The sequence below is a fragment of the Kribbella sp. VKM Ac-2571 genome (assembly GCF_004362255.1).
GTDB lineage: Bacteria > Actinomycetota > Actinomycetes > Propionibacteriales > Kribbellaceae > Kribbella > Kribbella pratensis.
On record NZ_SNWS01000007.1, the window covers coordinates 129,157 to 152,577 of the forward strand.

Consider the following 23,421-nt stretch of genomic DNA (forward strand, 5'->3'; position numbering starts at 1 on the left):
TCGGCGCGAGCCCGTTGTTGCGGGCTCGCGCCGTCCGGTCACCTTGTCAGGCCTTGGTCAGCCAGTAGGTGAGTTGCAGGTCCTCTTCGGTGCCTTCGGCAACGTCGACGAGCGTGTCGAGAGGCGCGGTCTGCGTGAGTTCGACGGCGAGGACCTCGCGGGCGATCTCGTCGGCGTGCTTGCCGAGGGCATCGGTCAGCTCGGCGTCGGTCGAGGTCAGCCAGACCTTGATCCGGTCCGACACCTCGAGGCCGGCAGTCTTCCGGGCCTCCTGCAGGGTGCGGACCACCTCACGCGCCAACCCGGCCTGCTTGAGCTCCGGCGTGACTTCGAGGTCGAGGGCAACGGTCTCGCCCTGCTCGTTGACCACCGACCAGCCTTCCTTCGGCCGCTCGGACACCAGTACCTCGGCCTCGCCGACCTGGACGTCTTCGCCGTCGACCACGACAGTCGCCGTACCCGACTCCTTCAATGCGGCAGCCAGCGCGCCCGCGTCGGCAGCCGCGATCGCCGCCGCCACCACCGGGGTCTGCTTGGCGAACCGCTTGCCGAGCTCCCGGAAGTTGCCCTTCGCGGAGAACTCGACCAGATCCGCGCCCGCCGAGGACAACGGTGCGACCGTGCCCACATTGAGCTCATCGGCGATCTCCCGCAGCAGCTCGGGAGAGAGGTCAGCGATCGCGGCCGACCCGACCAGTGCGCGGGCCAGCGGCTGCCGCGTCTTCACCTTCGCCTCGGCGCGGGCCGACCGGCCGAGCTCGACGACCCGGCGCGCCATCGACACGTGCTGCGCCAGTACGTCGTCGATCAGCGTCTCGTCGTACGTCGGGAAGCTCGTCAGGTGCACCGATTCGGGCAGACCGGACGTGACCGGGCGGAACACGTCCTGCCAGACCCGCTCGGTGACGAACGGCGTCAGCGGCGCCATCACCCGGGTGAGGACCTCGAGCGTCTCGTGCAAGGTGGCCAGCGCGCCGGCGTCACCGGACCAGAACCGGCGGCGCGAGCGGCGGACGTACCAGTTCGAGAGCACGTCGACGAACGAGTTGATCAGCTGACCGAGCCGCTGCGTGTCGTATGCCTCGTACGCCTCGTCGGTGTCGCGGACCAGCCGGTGCGTCTCGCTGACCAGCCAGCGGTCCAGCACCGAGCGATCCGCGACGGCCGGGGCGTCGGTGGGCGACCAGTCCGCGAGCCGCGCGTACAGCGCGTGGAACGCGACCGTGTTCCAGTAGGTGAGCAGCACCTTCCGGACGATCTCGTTCAGCACGTTCGGTCCGATGCCGCGCGCCTTCCACGGCGACCCGGACGCGGCCATGAACCAGCGCACCGCATCCGCGCTGTGGTCGTCCATCAGCGGGATCGGCTCCAGGATGTTGCCCAGATGCTTGGACATCTTCCGGCCGTCCTCGGCGAGGATGTGCCCGAGGCAGACGACGTTGCGGTACGACGACTCGTCGAACACCAGCGTGCCGACCGCCATCAGCGTGTAGAACCAGCCACGCGTCTGGTCGATCGCCTCGGAGATGAAGTCCGCCGGGTAGGTCTCCGCGAACTTCTCCTTCGACCCCTCCACCCACGGGTAGCCCCACTGCGCGAACGGCATCGAGCCCGAGTCGTACCAGGCGTCGATCACCTCCGGCACGCGGCGCGCCTCGGCACCACAGGTGGGGCAGTCGAACGTGATGTCGTCGACGTACGGCCGGTGCGGGTCGGTCGCGCTCAGGTCGCGGCCGGCCAGCTCACCGAGCTCCGCCAGCGATCCGACGCACACCTGGTGGTCCTCACCGCAGCGCCAGATCGGCAGCGGCGTACCCCAGTAGCGCGAGCGGGAGACGGCCCAGTCGATGTTGTTGCGCAGCCAGTCGCCGTACCGGCCCCACTTGACCGAGTCCGGGTACCAGTTGGTCTTCTCGTTCTCGCGGAGCAGGGCGTCCTTCACCTGGGTCGTGCGGATGTACCAGGACGGGAGCGCGTAGTACATGACTGGGGTGTGGCAGCGCCAGCAGTGCGGGTACGGGTGCTCGTACGGCACGTGCTTGAACAGCAGGCCGCGGTCCTTCAGGTCCTTGACCAGGTCCTCGTCGGCCTTCTTGAAGAACTGCCCGCCGACCAGCGGTACGTCGGCGTTGAAGTGACCGGTGGTGTCCACCGGGTTCACCACCGGCAGGTTGTACGCGCGGCCCACTGCGAGGTCATCCGCACCGAAAGCGGGGGACTGGTGCACCAGACCGGTGCCGTCCTCCGTGGTGACGTAGTCCGCCAGGACGACGTAGTGCGCCGGCTCGTCGAACGGCACGAGCTCGAACGGCCGCTGGTACGTCCACCGCTCCATCTCGCGACCGCCGTACTCACCGGTGACCGTCCAGCCCTCGCCGAGTCGGTCCAGCAGCGGCTTGGCGACAACCAGTGACTCGGTGCCGTCGGTGGCGACGACGTACTCGACCTCTGGGTGTACGGCGACTGCGGTGTTTGAAACGAGTGTCCACGGGGTCGTCGTCCAGACCAGCAGCGATGCCTGGCCGGCCAGCGGGCCGGAGGTGAGCGGGAAGCGGACGTAGACAGACGGATCGACGACGGTCTCGTACCCCTGGGCGAGCTCGTGGTCGGACAGGCCGGTGCCACAGCGCGGGCAGTACGGCGTGATCCGGTAGTCCTCGACCAGCAGGCCCTTGTCGTGGATCTGCTTGAGCGACCACCAGACCGACTGGACGTACTCCGGGTCCATCGTCTTGTACGGGTGCTCGAGGTCGACCCAGTAGCCCATGCGGGTGGTGAGCTCGTTGAACGCGTCGACGTGCCGCAGCACGGACTCGCGGCACTTGGCGTTGAACTCGGCGATGCCGTACGCCTCGATGTCGGGCTTGCCGTTGAAGCCGAGCTCCTTCTCGACCGCGACCTCGACCGGGAGGCCGTGGCAGTCCCAGCCGGCCTTGCGCTCGACCCAGAAACCCTTCATGGTCCGGTAGCGCGGGAACACGTCCTTGAAGACGCGGGCCTCGATGTGGTGGGTGCCGGGCATGCCGTTCGCGGTCGGCGGACCCTCGTAGAACGTCCACGGCTGACCGCCGACGGACTGCTCGAGGCTCTTGGCGAAGGTGTCGTGCTCGTCCCAGAGGGTGAGCACCTCGCGCTCGAGCGCGGGGAAGTCGACCTGGGCGGGAACCTGCCGCCACGGGGTACCGGGGTGATGCGCTTCCGCCATCTTCTGCGTCCTTCGTCCGTGCCTGCTGACTGGACGAGGGACGAAGTGCCGGGCCTGTCGCCTGGCTACCGCGCGGTACCACCCTCCTTGGCGACCGAAAGGTCCGGCCACCCACTTCCTTGACGACACGCTGCCGGTTCTAATAGGTCCCTGCGGACTGTTCTTCCGGCGGCTCCGGGGTGATGGCCCCATCACTGCCTTGCGGTTCGCGGTCATCAGTGTACGGCGTCGTACGAGGTGACTACGAATCGTTAATGACTGGTGTGGCGGGAGCTCCGGTACGACAATACTGCTGCAGGTTCGGCTGGGGGACGGGGATCGTTACGGACAGTGATGTCCGCAATGTGGTTGTGACGCGCGGAACATCGAGCGGACTTGAAGAACCGACTACCGTATGTCCACGGTCTGCGCGTCGGACTGGCACGCGGTGTTCGCGTGGCCTACTGTCTTGCGACCAGTCCGCTTCAGTCTCCGACGGAAGGCAGGGGGTAGCTGACATGGCTACATCGGCACGGAAGAAGTCCGCCCCCCAAAGTTCTGCCGCGGCCAAGAAGAGCGCCGCCGGCAAGCAGTCCGAACCGGTCCAGAAGACGACGGCTCGCAACGGTGCGGCGAAGACCTCGCCGGCCAAGAAGACCTCCGCGGTGAAGAAGTCGTCATCGACCACCGCGGCCAAGAAGACAGCGGCTAAGACCCCTGCCAAGAAAGCTCCGACGAAGAGGGTGGCCATGAAGACGAACGAGAACAGGACACCGGCGACGGCGCCGGCGAAGTCCGCAGCACACACGGCCGAGACCTTCAAGGTGAAGCCGGGGGAAGACCCGTGGACCGCTGCCGAGCTGGCCGAGCTGCGCGCGGAGCTGGAGGGTGAGGTCGACCACCTCAAGCAGGAGATCAAGGACGCCGAGCAGGAGATCGCGGGCCTGTTCCGCGACGGCAGCGACGGCGCCGGCAACGACCAGGCGGACGTCGGCTCCACCACCCTCGAGCGGTACCACGAGCTGACGCTGGCCAACAACGCCCGCGACATGCTGAACCAGATCGAGTTCGCGCTGACCCGGATCGACGACGGCACGTACGGCGTCTGCGACAACTGCGGCAACGCGATCGGCAAGGGTCGGCTGCAGGCGTTCCCGCGTGCGACACTGTGCGTCTCATGCAAAGAACGCCAGGAACGCCGCTGAACGACACCGCCTCGTCCCACCAACAGGGGGACGCAGCCTCACCGGAACCGGCCGAAACCCCATCGGCCGGTTCTCCGTCGTCCCCGGAGTCTGCTGCCGGCCCACCACCGGCGCGGTCGTGGAAGTGGACTGTGGTGTTCGGTGGGGTTGGGTTGCTGGTTCTGTTGCTGGATCAGGTGACCAAGGCGATTGCGCTGGCGCACTTGACGCCGGGGGAGCCGGTGAATGTGGTCGGTTCGTTGCTCAAGTTCAACCTGATCCGGAACTCGGGCGCCGCGTTCAGCCTCGGCGCCGGCTACACGCCGTACATCGCCGCGATCCAGATCACCGTGGCGCTCGGCGTGGTCTACCTGTCCCGCAAGCTGGGGTCGGCGGGCTGGGCGGTCGCGTTCGGCCTGCTCTTCGGCGGTGCGGTCGGGAACATCCTGGACCGGATCTTCCGCGAGCCGTCGCCGTTCCACGGGCACGTGGTCGACTTCCTGCAGACCCCGCACTGGGCGATCTTCAACGTCGCGGACATGGCGGTCACATCAGCCGCCGTACTGCTGGTGATCCAGACGCTCCGCGGGATCAAGCTCGACGGGACCAGGGAGCACCGGCAGTGACATCAGGGAGCTCCCGGACCGTGATGGTGCCCGACGGTCTCGCGGGCGAGCGCCTGGACGCGGCCCTGTCCCGGCTGTTCGGTGTCTCCCGGACGAAGGCCGCCGAGCTGATCGAGTCCGGCCTGGTCCAGGTCGACGGGGCCACCGCGCCGAAGTCGTCCCGGGTCGCGGCCGGGGTCCTGCTCGACGTCGAGCTGCCGGCGCCGCCGTCCGAGGTGACCGTCGTACCGGAGACCGTCGACAACCTGCGGATCGTGTACGACGACGACGAGATCGTCGTCGTGGACAAGCCGGTCGGTGTCGCCGCGCACCCGTCGCCCGGGTGGACCGGCCCGACCGTGATCGGGCACCTGGCCGGCGCCGGGTTCAACATCTCCACGAGCGGCGCGGCCGAGCGCAAGGGCATCGTGCACCGGCTGGACGTCGGCACGTCCGGGCTCATGGTGGTCGCGAAGACCGAGTACGCGTACACGGTCCTGAAGCGCGCCTTCAAGGAGCGCACGGTGAAGAAGATCTACCACGCGCTTGTGCAGGGTCATCCCGACCCGTTCACCGGTACGGTCGACGCGCCGATCGACCGGCACCCGCACCACGACTACAAGTTCGGCGTGGTGGCCGGCGGGAAGCCGAGCATCACGCACTACGAGACCCTCGAGGCGTTCCGGTACGGGACCCTCCTGGAGATCACCCTGGAGACCGGCCGCACCCACCAGATCCGCGTCCACATGTCCGCGATCGGCCACCCGTGCTGCGGCGACCTGACGTACGGCGCCGACCCGGTGCTCGCCGAACGCCTCGGCCTCACCCGCCAGTGGCTGCACGCGATGCGCCTGGGCTTCACCCACCCTGGCACAGGCGAGTACGTCGAGTTCACCTCGAAGTACCCCGACGACCTCGACCACGCGCTCGATCTGCTCGTCGACACGCATTAGCGCTGCATGCCGATCCGCCCACCGAGTCCATCCCAGCGAAGGAGTTTGCCGACGTGTCCTTCTACATTTCCGGTCTGGAGTTGAGCCGTCGGTTCTATGAAGAGGCGGTTCGGCCGATCCTGGACGCCGATTTTGCCGGCCTCCGGCACAGCGCGGCGCTGATCGGGCGAGGTTCCGAAGTGCTCGGCTTCGACGACGAGATGTCGACGGATCACAACTGCGAGGCCCGGGTCGTGCTCTTTCTGGGCGAGGCGGACCACGAGACCCACGGTGCCGCTGTCGGTGAGGCGCTGAGCAATCACCTGCCGTCGACCTTTGCTGATCGGCCGACGGCGCATGAGCTCTACACCCTGCGTGACTACGTTCGGCGAAACCTCGACTTCGATGTCGAGCGCGACATCGAGGTGGATGACTGGATCACCTTCGCGGAGCAGCGGCTGCTGATGCTGACGGCGGGGGAGGTCTATCACGACGAGGTCGGCCTGGAAGCCCTGCGCCGACGGTTTGCCTACTATCCGCATGACCTGTGGCTGTACCTTCTGCTGGCTGGCTGGTGGCGCATCCATCCCGAGGCGAACCTGGTCGGACGGACCGGATCGGTCGGCGACGAGCTCGGGTCATCGGTGATCGGCTCCGGGATCGTGCTCGACGTGATGCGCCTTTGCTTCCTGATGGAGCGTCAGTACGCACCGTATTCGAAGTGGTTGGGTACGGCATTTTCCCGCCTCACCTGCGGCCCCCAGCTCGCGCCCCTGCTCTTGGAGGTGCAGCGGGCGACGACGTGGCAGGACCGGGAGAACGCGCTGCTGCCGGTCTACGAGAAGTTGTCGGAGATGCACAATGCGCTGAGCGTTACCGATCCGGTTGCCACCGGGATCGTCCAGATGTGGGACCGACCGTTCAAGGTCCTGTGGGGAGACTTCCCGGCAGCGCTGCGCGACCGGATCGAGGACCCGGCGGTGAAAGAGCTGGCAGGACAGTGGCCGGTCGGAGGTGCCGACAAGTTTCGCGAGATGATGACGCCGCCGTCATACCGGAGCCGGTTGCGCCGGGTGTTTGAGTAGTCAGCGCATCCGCGAGAGAACCGTGACCGCAGGGTCGGTGCCCGTCGCTTGTCGGTCTGCTCGTGCGAACGCCTGGCACGCCGGCGCAGAGCTGGGGAGCCCGCGGATCGCGTCGACCAAGGGTCCGACTCGGAGAAGCTCGTGCGGGAGGACCCTGCCCAGGCCCAGGTACTCGACCAGAGCTCCGGTGCGTTTGGCGTCGGTCACTGGACCGGATACTGGCAGGACAAGCGAGGGTACGCCAGCCGCCGCGGCCTCCTTCACAGTGTTGAACCCACCGTGCGAGATCACCAGCGCAGCACGCTGAATCAACTGGAGTTGTGGAGCCTCACGACAGTGGACGACGTTGTCGGGGAGGTCACGTGGGATCGCCGAGCTCCCGGTTGCGAGCACTACCTGATGGCCTGGCAGCTCCGATGCCGCTTCTGCGACGACGTCGAACGCTTGGTCGTGCGTGCCTCCCTCGAGGCGTTCGGTGCCGAAGGCACAATAGACCAGCTTTCGCCCGGAATCGAGCTCGCCCCAGGCGAAGTCGGTCGGCGGACGCCGGCTTTCAATCAACAGACCCAACCGATGGATGCCGCGAACCCGGGTTCGCCGGAAGTCGAAGGCCGTACTGGTGAAGACGAACTCGTCAGCGTCCGGCGGACGGGGGAGCGGGTAGGGCGGCAAGCTGACGGGCGCCGGCGGACGGCCGAGCTGAACGCCGTACCTGTCCGCCAGTTGTGACATCGAGGTGGCGAAGGCTTCTTGGACGGGGAGGCGGGCGGATGCTGTGCGCGCCTGACGTCGGCTCGCGTACAAGAGCGCCGACCAAGCCAGCAGCAGCCGGGCTGAGGAAAGGCTGCTTCCCGGAACGATGCCCGAGTTGACCGGCGGCACGCGCAGGTCAACCCGGTTGGGCAGATCTGTGCACAACGCACCAGCCGGGATGCGCAGCAACCTGGCGAGCAGGGCGGCCTGCGGCACATATCGGTCGTACAGGATCGCCGGCTGATGGCTGTCGGCGACCGTGTCGCCCAAGGCGGCCCAGACCTCTGTCATCTGTTGGGCCCACTCCTCTGTGGTCCAGCCTGATGGACAAGGTAGGACCACGACCTGGAAATCGAGAGCGAGATGCCCGAGCAGCCTTGCAGCGGGAGAGTCTGCCGTGAATGTACCGGTGAAACCGACCAGCACATACCGGACTCTAACGCCGCAGGCCGTGAGTCTGGATGCCAGGTTCGTGGTCGGCACGACGTGTCCGTAGTTGAGTGGAACGATGATCCAAACGGAACCGATTGGGTTGCGCATCAGCGGGGCGGTCGCCGGATGGTCGCGATCATCGCCAGCGCGTCGCGCACGCCACTGGCCGTCGCTCGTAGCGAACGCTGGGCAAGGTAACGCGTGGCGTCCTGGCCCGGCGCTGCCAGTCGCAGCAGGTCCCGGGCGTGAGGCGGGAGTTGGTCCCACACATCGATCGGCAGTCGTCGCTTGGCCAGCCGATCGGTCGCGGCTGCCCTGAGGAACTCGATGCTCGCGACGTCTGCGGCGGCGAAGAATGAGGCGCCGGATTCCCGTCCTGCTGAAGACAATCGCATTCCGCGACGTCGCATCGCGCTGGTGATCGACAGTGCCGTGCTGGCGATGGACCGGTAAGCGATCGGGGCGATGTCATCGATCAGCGAGTAGTTGTAGCTCAGCATCGGTCGGTCCTGTTCCGATCGGTTCGCCGTACCGCGGTGGATCATGCGCTGATCCCGGATCACGACGGTGCCGGCTGGAACCGTCAGCAGTTGCGAGTCCCGCTCCGCAGACAGCCGGATCCATTCGTCAGGTGAGAGCGGCACGTCACGGAGGAACTCATGTGGATCCGGTGCGACGGCGTGCACGGCCGAATGCTGATGAGTGCCTGGCCAGACCTCGGTCGGTCCCGACTCCTCGCCGACCTCGGTGAGGAACAGGTTGCAGGTGACGTCGAAGGTGCCAACGTCACGGTGGGGAAGCTGATCGACGGAACCGGGCAGACAAATGTCCGATCCGGCGAGCCGGAGGACCCAACGACGCTGGTCACCGAGGCGTTTCCGGATGCCCTCGAGCACCGCCAGGATCGGCGGGGCGGCGATCAGATCGGCGGCGAGGAAGTCCGTAGTGGACGGGAGCAACGCGTTCCATCGGCTCTTGCCATGGTTCGCCAGATCGGAGCCTGTCATCCGGGCGCGGCGCTGTTTGGCGGCGAAGAAGCGGGTGAACGCCTCGGCCACCTGGCTGAGCCGCTCGTCGGTGACAGCCCGCTCCACAGCGCAGTACCCATCCCTGAAGAACTCGTCGACCCTTGCATCGGCTGTCGCCCGAGCGATGGAGTCGGCCGTCGTGCTAGACATGCACAGACTCCAGCAACCCGACGCCGCGTGCCATCGGCATCGCCAGAGCGCCAAGCATGACCGGACACATGAACCGCTCCAGGCCGGGCACAACAACGGTCGTGACGGCAATGCCCTGCAATGATCCGGTCCATTCGCGATGGTACGCCGTGAGACCTGCTCCATGGAGGATGCGCGTCAACTGCATGAGCTGCTCCCATGAGCTGCCGACCGCAACGTCGTGATCGAGGTGCTCGGCGTCCAGCGGCACGGTCGGCAGTTTCTCGAACGGAAGATCGAGGTGGTAGATCCGGTCCAGCACCGGCCAGGGAGCAAAAATCTCACCGCGCTCGATGCGCGACGGCTGTAGATCTTTCCACTCAGTGATGTACAGAATCTGTAGTAGCTCACTGAGTGCCCGCTCGGCCGCATAGTGTGATGAGAGAGAACTACCGCCGCCGAACTTTCCGACCCGGTCGTGACCTCCCGAGAGTGCAAAGTAGGTCGGAACGCCGAGATCTGTGGTGATGCGGAGCAGTAGCGGATCGGTGCCATCCAGCTCCGCGATCTGACGCCGGAGAGTGGCGAGGTCCTCGGGCAGCGACCGCGGGTCGACGATTGCGATCGAAACGCCGGGACTGCTCTGATCGGTGGGTGCCTGATCGGTGGCGAGGCTCAGGAGTGCGAGCGAGATCGCGTCGCGCTCGATGCACTCCAGTAGACCGTGCAGCAGTGCGTCGTCGAGCTCCATGCCGCTGGCCGATCCGGTGGTACTGGCGTACTTCACGTAGGCCCAGTACTTGTCCTGAGTGTCGCCGGCGGCTGGCCGCTCGGAGAAGACCGGGTTCGCAAATACTGCTGGGTACCACATCTCCGCATCCCCATGGATTTCTCCGAACCGGACACAGGCGAGCTGCGAATCGGCGCAATCTCGTGCCAGTCGATGAAGGTGATGTTCTAACGCGAGGGCGTCCTGCTGGACCATATCCGGAGCCGGGAACAATTGCAGGGAGTCTGTTTCGTAACGGGTCGCGGTAGCAAGCTGAAAATGCTCCAGGGCTTCGAATAGGGCACTGGCCTCGCATTGCATACCGACGCCTTTACCCGCCCCAGTGCAAACTTGGTTTCCGTCGGGGTCGTGGACATCGAGGAATGTGACGCCGAACTGGTCGGATGCGATGAACTGTGGCGTGAACCGCAACCCTAGCCGGGCTGCCTCCGCGTAGCCGTGCCGGACAGCCGCTTCCAGGTCCGCTGATCGTTCTGCTTGTGCTCTGCTGTGCGCCATACGCAACGGTCCGCCTCCGTTCAGTAATGCCGGAAGCGGTGTGCGCTGCCGACGGCGATCAGTCCAAGGGGTGCGCGGACGAGCCGGCGTACCGGCCCGCCCGCGGTCGTGCCTTAACGGGCCGAGTTGGCCGCGGTGAACCTGCTACGTAGGCGGGATTTCGCACCCGCCGCGAACGAGCCGAACAGCCGGGTCATTTCCGAATGCTCTGCCCTGGCCACCGTCTGAGCCGCGGCCAGATCGATCAGGTGTTCTTTGGTGGAGTCAGCGTCCGACGTCGGTGATTTGACGACGGCACCCCATTCCCCATATCCCATGAATGACACCTCCGTGATGTGGATGAAACGATGGGCGGCCCATCACCGAGTGACACATGAGAGTGTATGTTCAACTGCGAAGCGTGGTCAATGGGTTTCCGGCTAATTGCACGTTGTTGCAATTAAGTTGCCAATAGCAAATTGTTGGCACGGGTTGGCGGCGCTACGCAGGCGCGTTGTCGACCGGACATCGAGTCCCCTGGCCGGTTGCCGGCCAGCGACTCGAAACTGTCCGAGGGCCGGTCCAGGGTTGCCTTTGTCCACCTCGTTCACGTCCTGGGAGGTCTAGGTCGATATGGCGTCCAGCGACAGTCGGTGTGCATCTACAGATGGAGATGGGCCAGCCGGACATCGCGACCACCGACCGGGGTACGTCATCGATGTGTGGCACCAGTGGCTGCACGCGATGCGGCTGGGCTTCACCCACCCCGGCACGGGCGAGTACGTCGAGTTCACCTCGAAGTACCCCGACGACCTCGACCACGCGCTCGATCTGCTCGTCGACGCCCAGTAGCCGCGTCGAGCGGCAGAGATCCGGCCGGACCTGGCCTACGCTGAGGCATGGCCGAGTCCAAGGTCACGGGGACGGCTCGTGGACGGCTTCCGGCCGAGCTGACGAGTTTCGTCGGGCGGCGTCGCGAGCTGACTGCCACCAGGCGACTGTTGTCGAGCAGCCGGCTGCTGACCCTGACCGGTTCCGGTGGGGTCGGCAAGACCCGGCTGGCGCTCCGGATGGCCACGGAGGTACGGCGTACCTTCGCCGACGGCGTGTGGTTCGTCGAGCTTGCTGCGCTGCACGACGCCGGTCTGCTCGGGCTCACGCTGGCGAACGCGCTCGAGCTGAGTCAGGTGTCGGCGAACCCGACGGCGGATCTCGCGGAGTACTTGGAGGACAAGCACCTGCTGCTGGTGCTCGACAACTGTGAGCAGGTCGCGGAGGCATGCGCCGTGACCGTCAGCAAGCTGCTCGCGGCCGCACCCCAGCTCCGGATTCTCGCCACCAGCCGCCATGTGCTCGGAGTGGAAGGCGAGCAGGTCCTGTCGGTGCCTCCGCTGTCGACGCCACCCGAGGAGAGCCCGGCCGCCGACGCCGACCAGTACGAGTCACTGGTGCTTTTCGCGGATCGGGTCCGTGCGGTGCTGCCCGAATTCGTGATCGACGAGACCAACCGGGCTCAGGTGATCGAGGTGTGCCGGCGGCTGGACGGCGTACCGCTGGCGCTGGAGCTCGCGGCGGTCTGGATGCGGACCTTGTCGCTGTCGCAGATCATCGATCGGCTCGGGGACCGGTTCCGGCTGCTCACGAGCGGGCGTCCAGCCGGCCCGCCGAGGCAACAGGCACTGGACGCTGCCGTCGGCTGGAGCTACGACCTGTGCTCGCCGGCGGAGCGGATGCTCTGGGATCGGCTGTCCGTCTTCTCCGGCGGATTCGACCTGGAGGGCGCGGAGGAGGTCTGCTCGGGTGACGGCATCGCCCGCGACGACGTGCTCGGCCTGGTCGCCGGCCTGTTGAACAAGTCGATCATCACCCGCCGAACGGCCGGTGCGCACGCGACCGCCTGGTACGAGATGCTCACGACGATCAGCCAGTACGGCGGCCTGCGGCTGGCCGACCGGGCTCGCGAATACCAGTTGCGGCATCGCGATCACTACCGGGCTCTGGCCGCGCGATGGGCGACAGACTGCTTCAGCCCGCGGCAGAGCGACTGGTACCTGCGGATGCGTCGCGAGCACGACAACGTGCGGGCCGCGCTGGACTTCTGCCTGGCCGAGCCGGGCGAGGGCTCGTCCGCATTGGAGATCGCGGCCCCGATCTGGAACTTCTGGTTCGCCGGCTTCCTGCGCGAGGGCCACCGCTATCTGGCCCGCGCTCTCGATGCCGCGCCGGAGCAGACACCGGTCCGGGCGCTGGGGTTGTGGGCGGGCAGCTACCTCGCGATGTTCCTCGGCGAGGCGGAGCAGCTCGGTCGGTTGCTGACCGAGTGCGAGCAGCTCGCCGAGCGGTACGACGACCATCGTTTGCGGGCCCGGATCGCGGAGGTGTCGGGGCACGCGGCGATCTATCAGGGTGATCTGGCCGGAGCCATTGATCGCTTGGAGCCCGCACTGGCCGGCTATCGCGCCGTGGAGGACGCGCTCGGTGAGTTCGATGTCCTGATCCTGTTGTCCGCGGCAACGTTCTTCCTGGGGGATCCGCGGGTGGCTGAGTTCAGCCAGGCGGCGTACGACCTGGCCGAGGCCCATGGCGCCGAGTCGTCGAAGGCGTACGCGCTGTGGAGCGTCGGGATCGTGCAATGGCGCGATCACGACCAGATCGCGGCGGCGACGCGGTCGCTGCGGGACGCGATCCGGTTGTGGCAGCCGCTCAACGACCGCACCGGGATCGGCTTCTGCGTGCAGGCGCTGTCCTGGTGCGGCGGGTCCGCGGCGCCGGACGAGAACGCGGCTCGCCTGATGGGGGCCTCGCGGGCCGTGTGGCGGTCCAGCGGTGCGCATGTCGACGAGACCACGCCGTACAGCCAGTTCGACGACCGGACCGAGTCGCGGATCCGGAGCACGATCGGCGACGCCGCGTTCGACAGTGCGTTCGCGCGCGGCGCGGCGTACTCCTTCGAGCAGGCTGTGGCGCTGGCGCTGGGGGAGGAGGCCGAGCCCGCCCGGACTGCGAAGCCGGGGATGGCAGGACGGCTGACGCCCCGCGAGTACGAGATCGCGGGGCTGATCGGCGAGGGGCTGAGCAACCGGGAGATCGCCGCTCGCCTGGTCATCTCCCAGCGCACCGCCGAGACCCACGTCGAGCACATTCTCAGCAAGCTCGGCTTCACCTCCCGCGCGCAGGTCGGGCGCTGGCTCGCCGATCACCCCGACCGGTAGAGCGCTCTCTCCGTACCGAAATACGTAGGTGTCCCGATGCTTTCGGTGCCCGGTCTGGCAATCCTTGCTGACAACGTTGCCCCCTCACACCGTTGCCGAGGTCCTGGATGTCTGCCGAGACGAGTCGCCCACCGCTGAACTGGTGGCGAAGCGCCGTGGTCTACCAGGTCTACGTGCGCAGTTTCGCGGACTCCGACGGTGACGGAATCGGCGACCTGGACGGCGTCCGGTCCCGGTTGCCGTACCTGCGCAGCCTCGGCGTCGACGGGCTGTGGCTGACCCCCTTCTACCCGTCACCGCTGCACGACTACGGGTACGACGTCTCGGACTATCGCGGCGTCCACCCGGACTACGGAACGCTGGACTCCTTCGACCGGCTGGTCCGCGACGCCCATCGCCTCGACCTCAAGGTCATCGTCGACGTCGTCCCGAACCACTGCTCGATCGAGCACCCCTGGTTCCGGGCGGCGCTCGCGGCCGGACCCGGGAGCCCGGAGCGGGACCGCTTTCACTTTGCCGAAGGCAGGAATGAGCACAGCGCGGACGGCCAGGGCGACGAGCCGCCGAACAACTGGCGGTCGATCTTCGGCGGTTCCGCGTGGCAGCGGGTCCCCGACGGCCAGTGGTACCTGCACACGTTCTCCGCCGAGCAGCCCGACTTCAACTGGCGGCACCCCGAGGTCTCGTCGTACTTCGAGGAGGTACTGCGCTTCTGGCTCGACCGGGGCGTCGACGGGCTGCGGATCGACGTGGCGCACGGGCTGCACAAGGCCGAAGGGCTGCCGGACCACGAGCACGCGGATCACGACGAGCTCACCGGTGACCCGATCAACCCGCATGCCTGGAACCAGCCCGAGGTGCACGATGTCTGGCGCGGCTGGCGAGCCGTCGCGGAGGAGTACACCCAGCGGACCGGCCGCGAACGGGTCCTGGTCGGTGAGGTCGGCGTGCTCGACACCCACCAGCTCGCGCAGTACCAGCGTCCGGACGAGCTGCATCAGACCTTCTTCTTCGAGTTCCTGCGCGCCGCTTGGGACGAGCCTTCGCTGTACGGCGTGATCGAGCGGGGCCTGCGGACGATCGCCGGGTCCGGATCCTCCGTCGCCTGGGTGCTGAACAACCACGACATGCCGCGGTCGGTCACCCGGTATGCCGGAGGTGCACCGGGCGCCGGACCCGGCGATCTGGACCTCGGGCTGGACCGGGCCCGAGCCGCCGCGTTGCTGATGCTCGCGCTGCCGGGATCGGCGTACCTCTATCAAGGAGAGGAGCTGGGGCTGCCGGAGGTCACGGACCTGCCGGACCATGTGCTGACCGACCCGATGTTCCACCGCACAGGCGGCGTACGGCGCGGGCGGGACGGGTGCCGGGTCCCGCTGCCGTGGACCGCGGACCACGATGTGTTCGGCTTCTCGCCGGACGGTTCGGCCGGTACGACGTGGTTGCCGCAGCCCGGCTGGTTCGCGGAGCACGCGGTGGACCGGATGCTCGATCGCGGCGACTCGATGCTGCACCTGTACCGGGAGGCGCTCGCTCTGCGCCGACGCCTCCCCGCACTCCGGTCGGACGACTTCCGGTGGCTTCCGACCGAGCCCGGCGTACTGGCGTTCACCCGGGGCGACGGCTTCGCCTGCGTCGTGAACTGCTCGCCCAAGCCCGTCTGCAACCCGGTCGACGGCCCCCTGCTTCTCGCCAGCGACGCCGCTGTGCTCGATGGTGCCGGCGAGAAGCTCCCTCCCAACACCGCCGCCTGGGTCCTGCTCGAGGCGGCGGCCCCCTGAACCGGCTGACCTGGCGTCCTTGAGACCCCTGCTCGACGCCAGGTCGGCCGCTCCACCCCTGTCGCACGCCGCTTCGGGGCGCCCGGATAGCGGGCGGTGCAGGGCTCGCCGGTGAGCCGATTCAGAACTGTCCCCGGGCCCGCATAGGCTGTGCTGGTCCACCTGAATCGCGCCCTGGGAGGTCTGCGTCGATATGGCGTCCAGCGACAGTTTTGTGCATCTCCACGTGCACACGGAGTACTCGATGCTGGACGGCGCCGCGCGGATCGACGAGTTGTTCAAAACCGCCCAGGAGATGGGCATGCCGGCGATCGCGACCACGGACCACGGGTACGTGTTCGGCGCCTACGAGTTCTGGAAGACCGCGAAGAAGTACGACGTCAAGCCGATCATCGGCGTCGAGGCCTATCTGACGCCGCACACGCACCGCAGCGAGCGGAAGCGGGTCAAGTGGGGCGACGCGAACTCCGGCCGTGACGACGTGTCCGGCTCGGGTGCCTACACCCACATGACGCTGCTGGCGAAGAACACCTCCGGCATGCACAACCTGTTCAAGATGAGCTCGTTGGCCAGCCTCGAGGGCTACTACTTCAAGCCCCGGATGGACCGCGAGCTGCTGAACACCTACGGCCAGGGCCTGATCGCGACCACCGGCTGCCCGTCCGGCGAGGTGCAGACCCGGCTCCGGCTGGGGCAGTACAAGGAGGCCGTCGAGGCCGCCGCGGAGTTCCGCGACATCTTCGGCCGGGAGAACTACTACTGCGAGCTGATGGACCACGGCCTCGGCATCGAGCGGGACATCCAGAAGGACCTGCTCAAGCTGGCCCGGGAGCTCGACCTGCCGCTGGTCGCCACCAACGACCTGCACTACACCAAGCCCGAGGACGCCACCGCGCACGCCGCGCTGCTGTGCGTGCAGTCCGGCTCGACGCTGTCCGACCCGAACCGGTTCAAGTTCGACGCGAACGAGTTCTACGTCAAGACCGCGGCCGAGATGCGCGAGGTGTGGAAGGAGCTGCCCGAGGCGTGTGACAACACGCTGCTGATCGCCGAGCAGTGCGACGTCAGCTTCACCGAGGGCGAAGGCCGGTTCATGCCGCGGTTCCCGTGCCCCGAGGGCCACAACGAGGAGTCGTGGTTCGTCGCCGAGGTGGAGACCGGCCTGCACCGGCGGTACCCGGCCGGCATCCCGGATCAGGTCCGCAAGCAGGCGGAGTACGAGATCGAGGTCATCACCTCGAAGGGGTACGCCGGCTACTTCCTGGTCGTCGCGGACTTCATCAACTGGGCGAAGGAGAACGGCATCCGGGTCGGCCCGGGCCGTGGTTCCGGCGCGGGCTCGATGTGCGCGTACGCGATGAAGATCACCGACCTGGACCCGCTCCAGCACGGCCTGATCTTCGAGCGCTTCCTGAACCCGGAGCGGATGTCGATGCCCGACTTCGACATCGACTTCGACGACCGCCGCCGCCCCGAGGTGATCCGCTACGTCACCGAGAAGTACGGCGACGACCGGGTCGCGATGATCGTCACCTACGGCACCATCAAGGCCAAGCAGGCGATCAAGGACGCCGGCCGGGTGCTGGACTACCCGTTCGCGATGGGCGACCGGATCACCAAGGCGATGCCCCCGTCGGTGATGGGCAAGGACATCCCGCTGTCGGGCATCTTCGACCCGCAGCACAAGCGGTACTCCGAGGCGAACGAGTTCCGCCAGCTGTACGAGGCCGACCAGGACGTCCGCAAGATCGTCGACACCGCCCGCGGCCTGGAGAACCTGAAGCGCCAGTGGGGTGTGCACGCGGCCGGCGTGATCATGTCCAGCGAGCCGCTGATCGAGCTGATCCCGATCATGCGCCGCGAGCAGGACGGCCAGGTCATCACCCAGTTCGACTACCCGAGCTGCGAGACGCTCGGCCTGGTCAAGATGGACTTCCTGGGCCTGCGGAACCTGACGATCATGGACGACGCGGTCAAGAACGTCGAGGCGAGCCGCGGCATCACGCTCGACCTCGACGAGCTGGCCAAGACCCTCGACGACAAACCGACGTACGACCTGCTGGCCCGCGGTGACACGCTCGGGGTGTTCCAGTTCGACGGCGGCCCGATGCGGGCGCTGCTGCGGCTGATGCGGCCGGACAACTTCGAGGACATCTCCGCGGTCGGCGCGCTCTACCGCCCCGGTCCGATGGGTGCGAACAGCCACACCAACTACGCCCTGCGCAAGAACAAGCAGCAGGAGATCAGCTACCCGCACGACGAGCTCGCGGTCGCGCTGGAACCGATCCTGGGGACGACCTACGGTCTGATCGTCTACCAGGAGCAGGTGATGGCGATCGCCCAGCAGCTCGCCGGCTACACGCTCGGCAAAGCGGACCTGCTCCGCCGGGCGATGGGCAAGAAGAAGCGCGAGGTGCTCGACGCGGAGTACGTCGGCTTCTCCGAGGGCATGAAGGCGAACGGCTTCTCCGAGCAGTCGATCAAGGCGCTCTGGGACGTGCTGGTCCCGTTCTCCGACTACGCGTTCAACAAGGCGCACTCCGCGGCGTACGGTCTGGTCTCGTACTGGACGGCGTACCTGAAGGCGAACTATCCGGCGGAGTACATGGCCGCCGTCCTGACGTCCGTGAAGGACGACAAGGACAAGATGGCCATCTACCTGAACGAGTGCCGCCGGATGGGCATCAAGGTGCTGCCGCCGGACGTCAACGAGTCCGACTCGAACTTCACCCCGGTCGGCACCGACATCCGCTTCGGCCTGTCCGCGATCCGCAACGTCGGCGTCAACGTGGTCGCCGAGATCGTCGCGGCCCGCGAGGAGAAGGGCCGGTTCACCGACTTCGTCGACTTCATCGACAAGGTGCCGCTGCCGGTCTGCAACAAGCGCGTGATCGAGTCGCTGGCCAAGGCCGGCTCGTTCGACTCGATGAGCCACGCCCGGCGGGCGATCGTCGCGGTGCACGAGCAGGCCGTCGACGAGGCCATCGACCTGAAGCGGAACGAGGCGCACGGCCAGTTCGACCTGTTCTCGATGGGTGACGACGACGCGGACGAGGGCGAGGGCAACAGCCGCCTGACCGTGACCGTCCCGGAGATCGAGGAGTGGGACAAGGCCACCAAGCTGGCGCACGAGCGCGACATGCTCGGGCTGTACGTGTCCGACCACCCGCTGTTCGGCGTCGAGCACGTGCTCACCAACGGCAGCGACTGCACGATCGGTCAGCTGCTCGCCGACGAGGAGCGGCCGGACGGCAGCCGGGTGACGATCGGCGGCCTGGTGACCGCGGTCCAGCGGAAGGTGAACAAGCGCGGCGACATCTACGCGATCGTCACCATCGAGGACCTCGAAGGTTCCATCGAGGTGATGATGTTCTCCTCGGCGTACCAGCTGCACGCGCACCTGCTCACCAACGACGCGATCATCCTGATGAAGGGCCGGGTACGCCGCCGCGAGGACCGGCTCGAACTGAGCGGCGACGAGGTCGTCGTCCCCGACCTCACCGAGGGCCCGAGCGGCCCGGTCGTCCTCACGATGCCGGTCAACCGCTGCACCCCACCGGTCGTCGACCAGCTGAAGGACATCCTGACCTCTCACCCCGGCATGACCGAGGTCCACCTTCGCCTGCAGGCCCGACAGAAAACCACGGTCATGCGCATCGGCGACCGCTTCCGGGTAACCCCCACCTCATCCCTCATGGCCGACCTGAAAGCCCTCCTGGGCCCCTCCTGCCTGGCCAGCTGATCGATTGTGGAATCCATGCGTCACACTGGCGTCGTGAGTCAACCGGACCCGTCCCAGTCGTCGCCGTACTTGGCCCCGCCGTCGTTGAACCCGTTCGGGGGATCGGCGGTGGAGGAGGCCCGGTTGCCGTGGGCCAAGGCGGTTCTGGTGACTGTGGTGGTGTTCCTGGTCGCGGGAGTGGTGGCCGGGTGGGGGTGGCAGCAGTTCTCGCCGTTGGCGCAGTACACCGTGGACGAGCGGGGCGGTGCACTCGGCGAGGAGCAGATGACCCGGATCTTCGGGCCGGACGGGACGTTCACCGCGATCGGGTTCGTGGCGGCTGTGGTGCTCGGCGCCGCGCTGTTCTGGTGGCTGCGCAACTACGGGCCGTGGTCCGTTGCGATCGTCACGCTCGGCGCGTGTCTTGGTGCCGGCGTGTCGTGGGGTGTCGGCATGCTGCTTGGGCACGACCCGCTCGAGCCGCGGCTGCGGGCCGCCCACCCGGGTGACCTCGTCGCGGCCCCACTGGAACTGCACACCTGGACTCCGGCGGCCTCCTGGCTGGTCGGCGCCGCGCTGGCCTGCGCGATCATCGCGGCCACCACCTGGCGCGCGGATCCGGTTGCAACCACTTCGCAACCTGCTGCGTCCGACTCTGGACCGCCGGTCCACTAGCCTTTGCAGGTCCGGCGGTGAGGCCACCGGAGCCAGCGAGGGAGCATATGTCCGACCAGAACCAACCACCCACCTACCCAGGTGCCGGCGGTCAGCAGCCGCAGTACGGTCCGCCGCAGGGTCAGAACCCGCAGGGGCAGAACCTCTGGCCGCAGCAGGGCCAGCAGGGCTCGCACCCGGGTCAGCAGGGTTACCCGCAGCAGGGCCAGCAGTACGGTGGTCCACAGCAGGGCGGCCCGCAGTACGGCGGTCCGCAAGGCCCTCAAGGTCCCCAGCACGGTGCGCCGTACGGCCAGGGTGGTTACGGCCAGCCGGGTCAGCCGAGTCAGCCGGGTCAGGCGTCGTACGAGCAGATGCATGTCGGCGGGCAGCCGCCGCAAGGCCCCGGGTTCGGCGGGCCGCCGCAGTGGCAGCCGGAGCCGAAGAAGAAGCGCGGCAAGCTGATCCCGATCGTCGCCGCACTGGCGATGGTGCTGGTGGTCGCGGGCGGCGGGATCTTTGCCTACGGCAAGCTCGGCGGCGGCGGTAAGCAGCCGTCCGACGTGCTGCCGGGCACCGCGGTCGGGTACGTCCGGGTGGATCTGAACCCGTCTGCCGGTCAGAAGGTCGCGGCTCTCCGGTTCATGATGAAGTTCCCGTCGGTGAAGAACAACCTCGGCCTCACCAGCGACCAGGACGACCTGAAGCAGAAGCTGTTCGAGCAGATCAAGAAGTCCGCGGGCGACGACCTCGCCGACGTCGACTACGCCAAGGACATCAAACCGTGGCTGGGTGACCGCGCCGGTTTCGCCGCGCTGCCGCCGGCCGAAGGCAAGGACGACCCGGTTCCGGTGGTCGCGGTTCAGGTCAAGGACCAGGACGCCGCGACCAAGGGCATGGACAAGCTGCTGGCGAACGAGGACAAGAAGCCCGGTCGCGCGTTCAGCAACGGCTACATGCTGCTGTCCGAGGACCAGGCGACCGTCGACTCGGCGATCGCCGCGGCGAAGGACAACCCGTTGAGCAAGAACGCCAAGTTCAGCGCGGACATGGACAAGCTCGGCGAGCAGGGCTTCATCTCGGGCTGGGCGGACGCCAAGGGCCTGGCCTCGATCAGCGGCAAGGTCGACTCCGGTCAGCTGTCTGGCCTCGATGACGCCAGCGCCGCGGTGGCGCTGCGGTTCGACGCGTCGTACGTCGAGCTCAAGGGCATCGCGCACGGCGACAAGAGCGTCAAGGTCGGTGCTGCCGACGCCGGCGACCTGGTCACGAAGCTGCCGGACAGTACGGCGGGCGCGATCGCGATCTCCGGTGGCGAGAACCTGATCGACACCGCCTGGGCGCAGGTGCAGAAGGCGGGCGGCGACAAGCTCCAGCCGATGATCGACGAGATCGCCGAGCAGACCGGTCTGAAGCTGCCGGACGACCTGAAGAGCCTCGCGGGCAAGAACCTGTCGGTCTCGATCGACAAGGACACCGCGAACGGCCCGAAGGTCGCGGCCCGGATGGAGACCGACCCGGCGAAGGCCGAGCCGGTGGTGCAGAAGCTGACCACGCTGCTGCGGGAGCGTTCGTCGGCCAACGTCCCGATCGAGACCGCGAAGGACGACGACACGCTCGTCGTCTCGACCAGCAAGGACTACGCCGAGCAGGTGCTCAAGGGCGGCAATCTCGGTCAGACCGAGAACTTCAAGCAGGCGCTGCCCGACACCAAGGGCGCGGTGATGATCGGGTACGTCGACTTCGAGGCGGCCGGCTCGGTCAGCGACCGGTTCTCCGACGACAAGGACCTGGCCGCGCTCCGCTCGGCCGGCATCGTCACCCGCTCCACCGGCGACGGCGAGGCGGAGATCAGCCTGCGAGTAGTCGCGAAGTAGTCACCCAGTAAGCACGCTGTGCAAGAAGCCCCGGCCCGCCTGACCACGGGAGGTCCGGGGCTTCTTGGACGGCGGGGGAGTGGGGACAGGCGGCGGGGAGTGGGGACAGACGCTGGTGACTGGGGACAGGAAATACCAGGTTCCGACCCACGAGTACCTGTCGCATGACCCCGGAGCGGGCTGATCACCAGCCACACATCGGGCAGGACAGCCGGATATCCCCTCGCACACCAGCAAGAACCCTCAACACGAGGGGGTTCTCTCTTGCTCGGACCGGGGGGAGGTGTGGTTGAGGCAGAGCTGGAGAACGACCTGCGCGAGATTTCTCGCCGGGTGATGTCGAAAACCGCGGATCGGGTTCTACCTCCTCAGTGAAAGCACCTCTTCACGAAGAAGGAGAATCAGGATGAACCACATCAGCGGGATCATGGCCGTCGGCGTTCCGGTGACCGATCAGGACCGGGCGGTGGCGTTCTACACCGAGACCCTGGGGTTCGAGGTGCGGATCGATGCGCCGCTGCCGCAGTTCGGTGGCCGGTGGATCACGGTCGCGCCGGCGGGCTCGGCCGGCTCGACGGGGAGTATCGCGCTGGTGCCGGCGAGTGAGGGCAACCCGGCCGGCGTCGACACCGGCATCCGGATGGCCAGCCCGGACGCGAACGCGGCCCACGAGCACTTCCTCGGCGCCGGCGTCGACACCGACGAACTGCTCGAGTGGCCGGGCGTCCCGCCGATGTTCAGCCTCCGCGACCCCGACGGGAACCGCCTCTACATCTCCCAGGCCTGACTCAGACGAGGACGTGTCCGCCGTCCACGCTGACGATCGAGCCGGTCGCGTACGGCTGGTTCATCAGGTAGACGTAGGCGGCGGCGATGTCCTCGGGCTCACCGACGCGGCCGACCGGGAGCTGCTGGGCGGTCTCGTCGTAGTCGAGGGCGCCGCGCCACAACGGCGTACGGACGACACCGGGTTTGACGGCGTTGACGCGCAACGGGGCGAGCTCGACCGCGAGGGCGCGGACGAGGGAGTCCATCGCGCCGCAGATACTCGCGGCGACCGACCAGCCGGGGCCGGGCCGGTCCGCGGCGGCGCCGGTCGTGAGTACGACGGAACCGCCTGGGCGAAGCTTCGGTACGGCGGCACTCACGGCACCGAGCGCGCCGAAGTACCGCAGCTCGAAAGCGGAACGCGCCTGGGCGAGGTCCATCGTGCCGACCTCGAGCAACGTCAACGCCTCGCCGGCCGTGAAGACGAGATGGTCGAACGGATCCAGCCCGGCGAAGAACGCCGCCACGGCCGCGGAGTCGGTGAGGTCGACGGCGGCGCCGGTGGCCGAGCCGGGGAAGGTCGCCAGCGCCTTCCGCACCGACTCCGAGTTGCTGGAGGCAACGATCACGGTCGCGCCCTGGGCTGCGGCGAGTCGAGCGGTCGCGAGTCCGATCCCCGACGTACCACCGAGGACGACGACGCGTTGGTCCTGCAGAGTCACGGAACTGCCTTTCGTGGTTGGGATTTCGCTTCCCACGATGCGGCCGTCCGGGGACCGCGTCCAAGACCTGTTCCGGTCGCTGTAATA

16 protein-coding genes are annotated in these 23,421 nt (G+C 67.5%); 11 read left to right on the plus strand and 5 right to left on the minus strand.

What is annotated here, in order from left to right; genetic code table 11:
* Positions 1-46: 46 nt before the first annotated feature.
* Positions 47-3,205 carry an isoleucine--tRNA ligase gene (gene ileS, locus EV651_RS17315; protein ID WP_133786228.1) on the minus strand — a complete coding sequence of 1,053 codons (3,159 nt, stop codon included), beginning with the start codon at positions 3,203-3,205 and terminating at the stop codon, positions 47-49.
* Between the two features lie 497 nt (positions 3,206-3,702).
* Here ileS and EV651_RS17320 point away from each other — a divergent pair, with 497 nt between their 5' ends.
* From EV651_RS17320 to EV651_RS17335, 4 genes are all read left to right on the plus strand, one after another.
* Positions 3,703-4,389 carry a TraR/DksA family transcriptional regulator gene (locus EV651_RS17320; RefSeq protein WP_166658636.1) on the plus strand — a complete coding sequence of 229 codons (687 nt, stop codon included), beginning with the start codon at positions 3,703-3,705 and terminating at the stop codon, positions 4,387-4,389.
* Positions 4,362-4,994, plus strand: coding sequence for a signal peptidase II (gene lspA, locus EV651_RS17325; protein ID WP_133786230.1), 633 nt, complete (start codon positions 4,362-4,364; stop codon positions 4,992-4,994). The genes EV651_RS17320 and lspA overlap by 28 nt, the downstream gene beginning before the upstream one ends.
* 23 nt (positions 4,995-5,017) lie before the next feature.
* Entirely contained in the window at positions 5,018-5,926 is a 909-nt protein-coding gene (locus EV651_RS17330) for an RluA family pseudouridine synthase (protein ID WP_133786433.1), read from the plus strand.
* A gap of 80 nt (positions 5,927-6,006) precedes the next feature.
* On the plus strand, positions 6,007-6,990 hold the full coding sequence (locus tag EV651_RS17335) for a DUF4037 domain-containing protein (RefSeq protein ID WP_202870368.1): 984 nt from the start codon (positions 6,007-6,009) through the stop codon (positions 6,988-6,990).
* On the opposite strand, the gene EV651_RS17340 is transcribed toward EV651_RS17335, so the two are convergent.
* The 3 genes from EV651_RS17340 to EV651_RS17350 all read right to left on the minus strand — a co-directional run bounded on the left by EV651_RS17340 (position 6,991) and on the right by EV651_RS17350 (position 10,620).
* A complete protein-coding gene (locus EV651_RS17340) occupies positions 6,991-8,169 on the minus strand; it encodes a glycosyltransferase (RefSeq protein WP_238156980.1) in 1,179 nt (392 codons plus the stop codon). It lies immediately after the preceding gene.
* Between the two features lie 113 nt (positions 8,170-8,282).
* Positions 8,283-9,353, minus strand: a complete 1,071-nt coding sequence (locus EV651_RS17345) for a phytanoyl-CoA dioxygenase family protein (RefSeq protein ID WP_166658638.1) — start codon at positions 9,351-9,353, stop codon at positions 8,283-8,285.
* Positions 9,346-10,620, minus strand: a complete 1,275-nt coding sequence (locus EV651_RS17350) for a YcaO-like family protein (protein WP_133786233.1) — start codon at positions 10,618-10,620, stop codon at positions 9,346-9,348. Before EV651_RS17350 ends, EV651_RS17345 begins: the two co-directional genes overlap by 8 nt.
* 699 nt (positions 10,621-11,319) lie before the next feature.
* Here EV651_RS17350 and EV651_RS17355 point away from each other — a divergent pair.
* From EV651_RS17355 to EV651_RS17385, 7 genes are all read left to right on the plus strand, one after another.
* Positions 11,320-11,451, plus strand: coding sequence for a hypothetical protein (locus tag EV651_RS17355; protein ID WP_370352836.1), 132 nt, complete (start codon positions 11,320-11,322; stop codon positions 11,449-11,451).
* Between the two features lie 47 nt (positions 11,452-11,498).
* Positions 11,499-13,811 (plus strand): LuxR C-terminal-related transcriptional regulator, encoded by a 2,313-nt coding sequence (locus EV651_RS17360; protein WP_133786234.1) that lies wholly within the window; start codon positions 11,499-11,501, stop codon positions 13,809-13,811.
* A 107-nt stretch (positions 13,812-13,918) separates the two neighbouring features.
* Positions 13,919-15,592 (plus strand): glycoside hydrolase family 13 protein, encoded by a 1,674-nt coding sequence (locus EV651_RS17365; RefSeq protein ID WP_133786235.1) that lies wholly within the window; start codon positions 13,919-13,921, stop codon positions 15,590-15,592.
* Between the two features lie 193 nt (positions 15,593-15,785).
* Positions 15,786-19,334 (plus strand): DNA polymerase III subunit alpha, encoded by a 3,549-nt coding sequence (gene dnaE, locus EV651_RS17370; protein ID WP_133786236.1) that lies wholly within the window; start codon positions 15,786-15,788, stop codon positions 19,332-19,334.
* A 33-nt stretch (positions 19,335-19,367) separates the two neighbouring features.
* Positions 19,368-19,988 carry a hypothetical protein gene (locus tag EV651_RS17375; protein WP_238156982.1) on the plus strand — a complete coding sequence of 207 codons (621 nt, stop codon included), beginning with the start codon at positions 19,368-19,370 and terminating at the stop codon, positions 19,986-19,988.
* A gap of 47 nt (positions 19,989-20,035) precedes the next feature.
* The gene (locus EV651_RS17380) at positions 20,036-21,844 is read left to right on the plus strand and encodes a DUF3352 domain-containing protein (protein WP_133786237.1); all 1,809 of its coding nucleotides are present in this window, start codon (positions 20,036-20,038) and stop codon (positions 21,842-21,844) included.
* A 406-nt stretch (positions 21,845-22,250) separates the two neighbouring features.
* Complete coding sequence (locus EV651_RS17385) at positions 22,251-22,631, plus strand: VOC family protein (RefSeq protein ID WP_133786238.1); 381 nt, start codon at positions 22,251-22,253, stop codon at positions 22,629-22,631.
* 1 nt (position 22,632) lies between these two features.
* On the opposite strand, the gene EV651_RS17390 is transcribed toward EV651_RS17385, so the two are convergent.
* Positions 22,633-23,334 carry an SDR family oxidoreductase gene (locus EV651_RS17390; RefSeq protein WP_133786239.1) on the minus strand — a complete coding sequence of 234 codons (702 nt, stop codon included), beginning with the start codon at positions 23,332-23,334 and terminating at the stop codon, positions 22,633-22,635.
* Positions 23,335-23,421 lie beyond the last annotated feature (87 nt).

Excerpts from the sequence above, each read along its gene's own strand:
- EV651_RS17385 (WP_133786238.1), top strand. The coding sequence starts at position 22,251 with ATGAACCACATCAGCGGGATCATGGCCGTCGGCGTTCCGGTGACCGAT.
- EV651_RS17350 (WP_133786233.1), bottom strand. The coding sequence starts at position 10,620 with ATGGCGCACAGCAGAGCACAAGCAGAACGATCAGCGGACCTGGAAGCG.
- dnaE (WP_133786236.1), top strand. The coding sequence starts at position 15,786 with ATGGCGTCCAGCGACAGTTTTGTGCATCTCCACGTGCACACGGAGTAC.
- EV651_RS17380 (WP_133786237.1), top strand. The coding sequence starts at position 20,036 with ATGTCCGACCAGAACCAACCACCCACCTACCCAGGTGCCGGCGGTCAG.
- EV651_RS17320 (WP_166658636.1), top strand. The coding sequence starts at position 3,703 with ATGGCTACATCGGCACGGAAGAAGTCCGCCCCCCAAAGTTCTGCCGCG.
- lspA (WP_133786230.1), top strand. The coding sequence starts at position 4,362 with ATGCAAAGAACGCCAGGAACGCCGCTGAACGACACCGCCTCGTCCCAC.
- EV651_RS17360 (WP_133786234.1), top strand. The coding sequence starts at position 11,499 with ATGGCCGAGTCCAAGGTCACGGGGACGGCTCGTGGACGGCTTCCGGCC.
- EV651_RS17345 (WP_166658638.1), bottom strand. The coding sequence starts at position 9,353 with ATGTCTAGCACGACGGCCGACTCCATCGCTCGGGCGACAGCCGATGCA.
- EV651_RS17330 (WP_133786433.1), top strand. The coding sequence starts at position 5,018 with ATGGTGCCCGACGGTCTCGCGGGCGAGCGCCTGGACGCGGCCCTGTCC.
- EV651_RS17365 (WP_133786235.1), top strand. The coding sequence starts at position 13,919 with ATGTCTGCCGAGACGAGTCGCCCACCGCTGAACTGGTGGCGAAGCGCC.
- ileS (WP_133786228.1), bottom strand. The coding sequence starts at position 3,205 with ATGGCGGAAGCGCATCACCCCGGTACCCCGTGGCGGCAGGTTCCCGCC.